General features: G+C 67.5%; 10 protein-coding genes. 9 read left to right on the plus strand and 1 reads right to left on the minus strand.

The annotated features are described in order from the left end of the window. On the minus strand, positions 1–553 hold a 553-nt coding region (locus VFG33_RS20790; RefSeq protein WP_524538141.1), incomplete at its 3' end, for a Y-family DNA polymerase. 89 nt (positions 554–642) lie between these two features. Here VFG33_RS20790 and VFG33_RS20795 point away from each other — a divergent pair. From VFG33_RS20795 to VFG33_RS20835, 9 genes are all read left to right on the plus strand, one after another. Continuing rightward, the gene (locus tag VFG33_RS20795; RefSeq protein ID WP_325054575.1) at positions 643–1,461 is read left to right on the plus strand and encodes an MBL fold metallo-hydrolase; all 819 of its coding nucleotides are present in this window, start codon (positions 643–645) and stop codon (positions 1,459–1,461) included. Positions 1,462–1,513: 52 nt separating this feature from the next. Then, positions 1,514–2,992, plus strand: coding sequence for a glutamate-cysteine ligase family protein (locus tag VFG33_RS20800; RefSeq protein WP_325054576.1), 1,479 nt, complete (start codon positions 1,514–1,516; stop codon positions 2,990–2,992). A gap of 395 nt (positions 2,993–3,387) precedes the next feature. Continuing rightward, entirely contained in the window at positions 3,388–3,816 is a 429-nt protein-coding gene (locus tag VFG33_RS20805) for a universal stress protein (protein WP_325054577.1), read from the plus strand. A 1-nt stretch (position 3,817) separates the two neighbouring features. Beyond that, positions 3,818–4,438 carry an HhH-GPD-type base excision DNA repair protein gene (locus tag VFG33_RS20810; RefSeq protein WP_325054578.1) on the plus strand — a complete coding sequence of 207 codons (621 nt, stop codon included), beginning with the start codon at positions 3,818–3,820 and terminating at the stop codon, positions 4,436–4,438. Between the two features lie 219 nt (positions 4,439–4,657). After that, positions 4,658–5,989, plus strand: coding sequence for an RNA polymerase sigma factor (locus VFG33_RS20815; protein WP_325054579.1), 1,332 nt, complete (start codon positions 4,658–4,660; stop codon positions 5,987–5,989). A gap of 20 nt (positions 5,990–6,009) precedes the next feature. Beyond that, positions 6,010–6,279 (plus strand): DUF6412 domain-containing protein, encoded by a 270-nt coding sequence (locus VFG33_RS20820; protein ID WP_325054580.1) that lies wholly within the window; start codon positions 6,010–6,012, stop codon positions 6,277–6,279. Between the two features lie 63 nt (positions 6,280–6,342). Then, a complete protein-coding gene (locus tag VFG33_RS20825) occupies positions 6,343–7,020 on the plus strand; it encodes a YidC/Oxa1 family membrane protein insertase (RefSeq protein ID WP_325054581.1) in 678 nt (225 codons plus the stop codon). A gap of 80 nt (positions 7,021–7,100) precedes the next feature. Continuing rightward, positions 7,101–7,736, plus strand: coding sequence for a class I SAM-dependent methyltransferase (locus tag VFG33_RS20830; RefSeq protein ID WP_325054582.1), 636 nt, complete (start codon positions 7,101–7,103; stop codon positions 7,734–7,736). A gap of 82 nt (positions 7,737–7,818) precedes the next feature. Then, a partial coding sequence (locus tag VFG33_RS20835) for a polyphosphate kinase 2 family protein (RefSeq protein ID WP_524538142.1) occupies positions 7,819–8,192 on the plus strand: 374 nt, incomplete at its 3' end.

Genomic DNA, 8,192 nt, shown 5'->3' on the forward strand with positions numbered 1-8,192 from the left:
TCACCTGCATCGGCGCGAGGAAGTCCGCCTCGGTACCCGCCGGAACGACGACCACCCCGTCGGGCTTGTCGAGGTCGCTGGCGATCTTCGCGATCAGCTTGGAGGTGCCGGCGCCGACCGATGCGGTCAAGCCGCCGCTGACCTCCGTGATCGACGCCTTCAGCTCCTCGGCGATCGCCTGCACGTCCTCGACGGTGAGGTTGCTCAGCCCGGCCGCAGTGAGATCCACGAACGCCTCGTCCACCGAGAGCGGCTCGATCAGTGGCGACAGCGCCCGCATCTGCGCCATCACCGCCTCGCTCGTCTTCCGGTAGACGTCGAAACGCGGCCCCAGGTACGCCGCGTGCGGGCAGCGGGATCGCGCCTCGGCAGTGGACATGGCGGACCGCACTCCATACTTGCGGGCTTCGTACGACGCGGTGGACACGACTCCGCGCAGCCCGATCCCACCCACGACGACAGGTTTGCCACGCAGGGAGGGCTTGTCCCGCTGTTCGACGGCCGCGAAGAACGCGTCCAGGTCGACATGCAGGATCGACGGGTCGGCACGCACCCCGACAGTCTCCCCGCCCGCACCGACAATTCCGCGCACCGACCGCACCCGGCCTCGGGAGAACAGACATCGTCGGGCAGGATCCGGGCATGGCGAGCTTTCCGCGGCAGTGGGACGACGGTACGACGGACGGTCCCGATCACCACGTGCACTGGTACGACGAGCGAACGGCGATCATCCGGCAGTCGCTGCGGACCAACTTCGAGGGCCCGTTCATCTACCTGTTGCTCGGCTCGGAACGCGCTCTCTTGCTGGACACCGGCACCGGGCACACCGACCTTCGCGCGGTGGTGGACGAACTGCTCGAGGGCCGCGACCTGGAACTGGTGGTCGCGCACACGCACGGTCACGGTGACCACGTCGGCGGTGACGCGCAGTTCGACGCGGTGGTGGGGAGATCCGCGGCGGACGTCGCCGAGTACTTCGGGATCACCTCCTGGCCGGAGCAGCTCGTGCAGTTCGACCTGGGGGAGCGCGTCCTCGACGTCATCCCGATCCCCGGCCACCACCCGGCGCACGTGGCCTTCTACGACCGTGAGACCAGGTTGCTGCTGACGGGGGACTCCCTGTATCCGGGCCGGCTGTACGTGTTCGACTGGCCCGCCTTCCGGCAGAGTGTCGAGCGGCTCGCCGGGTTCGTTGCCGCGGGCAATCCTGTCGAACTGGTGCTGGGGACCCACATCGAGATGACGCGGCAGCCGGGCGTGGACTTCGACCTGGGAGCCGACCGGCATCCCGGCGAACACGAGTTGCAGCTGGATCCCGCAGTACTGACAGAACTCGCGGAAGTGCTCTCCGAGGCGGGACCGGAGCCCCGGCGGATCGTGCGGGACCACTTCATCGTCTACCCGGTCGAAACACCCACGCGCGAGACATCTCACACTCAGGGCGCGGTTCAGGCAGACTGAGGCCAGGTACCGGGGGACAGCGCAGGACAGCTGCTCGATACGGGAGGCGCAGATGGGCGAGGAAGTCGACCGGGTCGAATTCACCCGGGCGGACCGGACCGCGTTCCGCAACCAGGTCCATCGCAATCTGGACGCGTTCGCGCGGATGCTGCGGGAGGCGCGTTTCGACGCCGAGCGGCCGATGACGGGGATCGAGATCGAGCTGAACCTGGTCGACGAGCACTGCGACCCGGCGTTCAAGAACTCCGAGGTGCTGAGCGCGATCGAGGACGACGCGTTCCAGACCGAGCTCGGCCAGTTCAACATCGAGATCAACGTGCCGCCGGGCCAGATCGACGGTGACGGCCTGGACCGGATGGAGTCGTCCATCCGCGACAGCCTGAACGCGGCCGAGGAGAAGGCGTCCCGGACCGGCTCGTCGATGGTGATCGTCGGCATCCTGCCCACCCTGCTGACCGAGCACATCCACCGCGAGGCGCTCAGCACCAACCCGCGCTACGCGTTGCTGAACGACCAGATCTTCCAGGCCCGCGGCGAGGACGTGCAGATCGCCATCGACGGGATCGAACGGCTCCAGGTCACCGCCGACAGCATCGTGCCCGAAGCCGCCTGTACGTCGACGCAGTTCCATCTGCAGGTGACCCCGGAGGCGTTCCCGCGGTACTGGAACGCGGCCCAGGCGATCTCCGGCGTGCAGCTCGCGATCGGCGCGAACTCGCCGTTCCTGTTCGGCAAGGAACTGATGCGGGAGACCCGGATCGCGTTGTTCGAGCAGGCCGCCGACACCCGCACGCACGAGCTGAAGACGCAGGGCGTCCGGCCCCGGGTGTGGTTCGGTGAACGCTGGATCACCTCGATCTTCGACCTCTTCGAAGAGAACTCGCGCTACTACCCGGCCCTGCTTCCGGTCACCTCCAACGAGGATCCGATCGCCATCCTGGACCGTGGTGACACGCCAGCACTTTCGGAGCTTCGGCTGCACAACGGGACGATCTATCGCTGGAACCGGCCCGTGTACGACGTTGTCCGGGAGAAGCCGCATCTGCGCGTCGAGAACCGGGTCCTGCCGGCCGGCCCGACCGTGGTCGACACGATGGCCAACGGCGCCTTCTACTTCGGTCTGGTCCGCGCGCTGGCCGATGACGAACGGCCGATCTGGTCGCAGATGTCGTTCAGCGCGGCCGAGGAGAACTTCCACGAAGCGGCCCGCCAGGGCATCGACGCCGAGGTGTTCTGGCCAGGCGTCGGCACCGCCCGCGCCACCGAGCTGGTACTGCGCCGGCTGTTGCCGCTGGCATCACGAGGACTCGACGAGTGGGGCGTGGCACCGCAGGTCCGGGACCGGCTGCTGGGCATCATCGAGCAGCGCTGCCTGACGCATCGCAACGGTGCCTCGTGGCAGGCCGATGAGTTCCACCGACTGTATACAAAGGGATCCCACGGTCGCCGCGACGCGCTGCGCGGGATGCTGAGGCGCTACCGCGACCACATGCACGACAACACTCCCGTGCACGAATGGCCGATCGACTGAACCGCGTAAGTCGGTCACTCCGGCCGACCCCGAATCCGGAGACAACGTAGGACAAGGCCGGAACCTGGGTCAGCCCCGCGGAACCCGCTGGCCCTTGCCGAGGGCAACATGGCGGGATCCCTGCGGTGCTTGGAGCCCGCGGCACCGGCGTACTGGCGTGTCGGGTCAAAGCACTGTCAAGGTGTGGCCCAACGGAAGGTTAGACAGCGGCTGCCGGGGTATGCAGTCGTGAACCGAAGTGGCTGCTCACGGCTCGCCCGGCCGGTGTTGCGGACACAACTGCCTAACGGTCACGGTCGCGACACAGGTGGTGCTTTTCCACAGATGCCGACGCCGGTTCAGGGCAGTATCGTTCGGAACGGGTCGACAGTGACACCCGGAGGTGAGGCAAGTCGATGACGACCATCGTCGTGGGTTATGTGCCGAAGGCCGAAGGGCGCGCAGCGCTCAGGCGGGCGGCAGAGGAGGCGGAGCTTCGCGACGCCAAACTGGTGGTGGTGAACTCCCACCGGGGCGGGCGCAGCTTCGACAGCGACGAGGCGGCGGCGAGTGATGCCGCGTTGACGGAGGTACGGGAGCAGCTCGACCCGACCGGGGTGCCGTACGAGGTGCGGCAACTGGTTCGTGGACTCGATCCGGCGGAGGACCTGGTGGCCGTCGCCGAGCAAGTCCATGCGGAATTCATCGTGATCGGCCTGAGGCGCCGGTCCCCGGTGGGCAAGCTCATCCTCGGCAGCAACGCCCAGCGGGTGCTGCTCGATGCTCCGTGTCCGGTGCTGGCCGTGAAGGCCGAGCCTGAGTTGTCTGAAGGGGAGGAGGACTGAGGTGACTTCGACTCGCAGCAAGAAGCTGTGCCTCGCACAGCAGCCCGACGCCGACGAGATGCTGAGCAGAGACGCGTTCGCCCTGCTGGTGGGCATGCTGCTCGACCAGCAGATCCCGATGGAGCGCGCGTTCGCCGGACCGGTCGCGATCGCCAAACGGATGGAGGGTCCGTTCGATCCGTCCACTGTGGCCGGCTACGACCCGGACGGCTTCGTCGAGGTGGTGGCCGGACCGCCGGCGATCCACCGGTTCCCGACCGCGATGGCGGCCCGGATCCAGACGCTGGCCAAACACCTGGACGAGGAGTACGGCGGTAACGCTTCGGCCGTCTGGTCCGATGTCAAGTCCGGGGACGACCTGCTGGCCAGGCTGTCCGCCCTGCCGGGCTTCGGCGCGCAGAAGGCGAAGATCTTCGTCGCGCTGCTCGGCAAGCAGCTCAAGGTCCGCCCGCGTGGCTGGCGCGAGGCGTCCGAACCGTATGGTGAGGACGGCGCGTACAAGTCCGTCGCGGACGTGATCGACGTGGCGTCACTGGTGAAGGTGAGGCAGTTCAAGCAGGAGCAACAGGTCGAGAAGCAGCGAGTGGTGGCACGGCCCTTGCGGCAGACCAGGAACAGTTGAGCGTTGAAGTGACAGGTCCGGAGCCGGTGCGCGCAGGCGTGCCGGCCCGGAGATGGCACGCCGTTCAGGGGGTCGCGGGGCGCTAGGGCTTGGGCCGCGGATTACAATGGAGTGTTGCCGCCGCCTGACCAGCGAGCAGCCGCAAAACTTCAGGCAAGACAGCTCCACCGCACCGTCGTACCGCCGTACAGAAACCCTGCGTCAGACGAGAGGTAATTCGTGTCGTCCAGCTCGTCCGAGAATCTTCCCGCCGAGTCCGCCCGGGCCGTCGCCGCCACTGCCCGCAGCACGGCTCCGAGGACCAGCGCGAGAGTGTCCGAGCCTGCCGCCAAGAAGGCGGCAGTGAAGAAGGTCGCCCCGGCGGCCAAGAAAGCCGCTGCTGCGCCCACCAAGGAGGACGGTATTCCCGCGAAGAAGGCCGCCGCCAAGAAGGCGCCGGCGAAGAAGGCCGTGTCCGAGGCTGGTCTGGCGATCGACCCGAAGACCGGGAAGCCCCGCGCCCTGGACGAAGTCGACGAGTCCGACTTCTCGCCGGACGCGGTGAAGCCGCTGGAGAAGGAGCTCACCGAGGACCAGGGCTTCATCGTCTCCGAGGCCGACGAGACCGACGAGCCCGAGCAGCAGGTGATGGTCGCCGGTGCCACCGCTGACCCGGTCAAGGACTATCTGAAGCAGATCGGCAAGGTTCCGCTGCTGAACGCGGAGCAGGAGGTCGAGCTCGCCAAGCGGATCGAGGCCGGCCTGTTCGCCGAGGAGCAGATCGGCGACGCCGAGACCAAGCTCAAGGAGAAGGTCAAGGACGAGTACGAGTGGATCTCGGAGGACGGCCGCCGCGCCAAGAACCACCTCCTCGAGGCCAACCTGCGACTCGTCGTCTCGCTGGCCAAGCGCTACACCGGCCGCGGCATGCTCTTCCTGGACCTGATCCAGGAAGGGAATCTGGGCCTGATCCGTGCGGTCGAGAAGTTCGACTACACCAAGGGCTACAAGTTCTCCACCTATGCCACCTGGTGGATCCGGCAGGCGATCACCCGCGCAATGGCCGACCAGGCCCGCACCATCCGCATCCCGGTGCACATGGTCGAGGTGATCAACAAGCTGGCCCGCGTGCAGCGCCAGATGCTGCAGGACCTGGGCCGCGAGCCCACTCCGGAAGAGCTCGCCAAGGAGCTCGACATGACCCCGGAGAAGGTCATCGAGGTGCAGAAGTACGGCCGCGAGCCGATCTCCCTGCACACTCCGCTGGGTGAGGACGGCGACTCCGAGTTCGGCGACCTGATCGAGGACTCCGAGGCGATCGTGCCGGCCGAGGCCGTGTCGTTCACCCTGCTGCAGGAGCAACTGCACGCCGTACTGGACACGCTGTCCGAGCGTGAGGCCGGCGTGGTCTCGATGCGCTTCGGTCTGACCGACGGCCAGCCGAAGACGCTGGACGAGATCGGCAAGGTCTACGGCGTGACCCGCGAGCGGATCCGCCAGATCGAGTCGAAGACGATGTCGAAGCTGCGGCACCCGTCACGCTCCCAGGTGCTGCGCGACTACCTGGACTGATCAGCTGTCATGATGGACCGATGATGGACAAGGCACTCGCCGGCGTGTGGGCGCTGGCGATGCCTGTCCTCGGTCCTGACTCCGGTCTGCTGGCCGCCGCCGTTCTCACGGCGGCGGCCGTTCTGTTCGCGGTGCTCCAGGTCTCCCGTACTGCGGCGCAGCGTCCGCTGTCGTCGCCGTTGCCCGCGCGGGCCAGCGCCACCCGGGCGAACTCCCGCCGTACCGCCTATCTCGTCCTCCGCGATCCCGACGCCGCCGGCCGGCCGCGTCCACGAGCACCCGGAAGGTAGCCCGACTGCCAGTTCTGGCAGTCCCTCTCGCTACCCATTCCTTCTCACTCGTGGAGCTTCGCCATGCCTTCTTTTCTCGACGCACCCGTCAACGGCGCCTATCACCTGGTCAGCTGGATCGCGACGACCATCGAACCCCTCACCGGCCTGTACGCCGCTGCCGTGGCGATCGTGATCTGTACGATCGCCGTCCGCCTCCTGCTCCTCCCACTCAGCCTCGCCGCGATCCGCGGAGAGCGCTCGCGTGCGGTGCTGATGCCGGAGATCCGCAAGATCAACGAGCGGCACGGCAAGGACCCCGAACGGGTCCAGCGTGAGGTCGCCAAACTGCAGTCCGAGTCCGGCACGACCTTGCTGGCAGGATGCCTGCCGATGCTCGCCCAGATTCCGTTCTTCTGGGTGATGTACAGCCTGTTCTCGACCGCGGTTGTCGCGGGGGAGGCGAACCAGTTGCTGGCGGGGACGATCTTCGGTGCACCGCTCGGCATCCACTGGCCACTGTTCGCGTCGACCCCGGCGTACCTCGGCCTCGGAGTACTGCTGGTGATCGTCGCCTACTTCTCGTCCCGCCGGCAGGTGCGTCAACTGGACGATTCAGCGTCGCCGATGGCGCGACGTCTCGCCCGGCTGCTGCCCTTCGGAACCCTCGCCACCGCAGCCTTCATCCCACTGGCTGCCGGTCTCTACCTGTTGACCACCACAACCTGGGCCCTGCTCGAACGGACCCTGCTGCTGCGGTAGGCCGCCACGCGGTGAGATCAGGGTTTGCCGGAACGGCAACGCTTCTTGCCGGGAGTGGTCGCTCGTTGGAGGATCGGAGTATGACGACTGAGAATCTCTCCGCTGAGGAGATGTGGAATGCCAGGTACGCCGAGAGTGGCCAGATCTGGAGCGGCCGGCCGAACGTAGTACTGGTGCAGGAGGCGGCTGAGCTGGAGCCCGGGCGGGCGCTGGATCTCGGCTCCGGTGAAGGCGGGGACGCGATCTGGCTGGCCCAGCGGGGCTGGCAGGTGACGGCGGTCGACGTCTCGTCGGTCGCGCTCGGGCGAGCGGCAGAGCACGCTGCCGCCGCCGGAGTGGCGGATCGCATCGACTGGCAGCAGCACGAACTCGGCAAGTCGTTCCCCGACGGGAGCTACGACCTGGTGTCCGCGCAGTTCCTGCACTCGACGGGCAACCTGCCCCGCGAAGAGATCCTCCGTACTGCGGCGGCCGCCGTCGCGCCGGGCGGCATCCTGCTGATCGAGGGCCATCTGGACTTCGGCGCCTGGCATCACGCCGACCACGCGGATGTCCACTTCCCGACGCCTGCCGAGGTGATCGCCGACCTCGAACTCGCCGACGGGGAATGGGAGGTGCTCGTGAGCACTGAACACGAGCGGGAGCAGGACGGACCCGACGGAAAGCCGACGACCCGAACGGACGCCACGGTCAAGGTCCGGCGCCTGCCCAGCTGAGTCGGCCTGGGCGTGGCTTGTTCATCGGGGAGTCGGGCGGTGTTCACCGTCGGCCGGTCTGGGGGAGCGAGCCTAGGGCGTTATGAGCACCCCTGATCTGGTCCACGAGCTCGGCTTCCGCGTTCTGGACGAAGAGGACGACGATCCGGTCCTGCTGCGCGCCGACGGTACGCCGGTCGACACCTGGCGGGAGGGTTTCCCGTACGCCGAACGCCTGCCCCGGGAGATCTACGACCGGGACAAGCGGCTGCTCCAGATCGAGCTGCTCAAGCTGCAGTACTGGGTGAAGCGCTCCAAGCAGAAAGTGGTGATCGTGTTCGAGGGCCGGGACGCGGCCGGCAAGGGCGGCACGATCAAGCGGTTCATGGAGCACCTCAACCCGCGCGGTGCACGGATCGTGGCGCTGGAGAAGCCGACGGCGCGCGAGCAGAGCCAGTGGTACTTCCAGCGGTACGT

Source organism: Kribbella sp. (genome assembly GCF_035687465.1).
Taxonomy (GTDB): Bacteria; Actinomycetota; Actinomycetes; order Propionibacteriales; family Kribbellaceae; genus Kribbella.

Bases quoted from the DNA above. Each gene is read 5' to 3' on its own strand.
- VFG33_RS20800 (WP_325054576.1), top strand. From the start codon at position 1,514: ATGGGCGAGGAAGTCGACCGGGTCGAATTCACCCGGGCGGACCGGACC.
- VFG33_RS20805 (WP_325054577.1), top strand. From the start codon at position 3,388: ATGACGACCATCGTCGTGGGTTATGTGCCGAAGGCCGAAGGGCGCGCA.
- VFG33_RS20830 (WP_325054582.1), top strand. From the start codon at position 7,101: ATGACGACTGAGAATCTCTCCGCTGAGGAGATGTGGAATGCCAGGTAC.
- VFG33_RS20825 (WP_325054581.1), top strand. From the start codon at position 6,343: ATGCCTTCTTTTCTCGACGCACCCGTCAACGGCGCCTATCACCTGGTC.
- VFG33_RS20795 (WP_325054575.1), top strand. From the start codon at position 643: ATGGCGAGCTTTCCGCGGCAGTGGGACGACGGTACGACGGACGGTCCC.
- VFG33_RS20820 (WP_325054580.1), top strand. From the start codon at position 6,010: ATGATGGACAAGGCACTCGCCGGCGTGTGGGCGCTGGCGATGCCTGTC.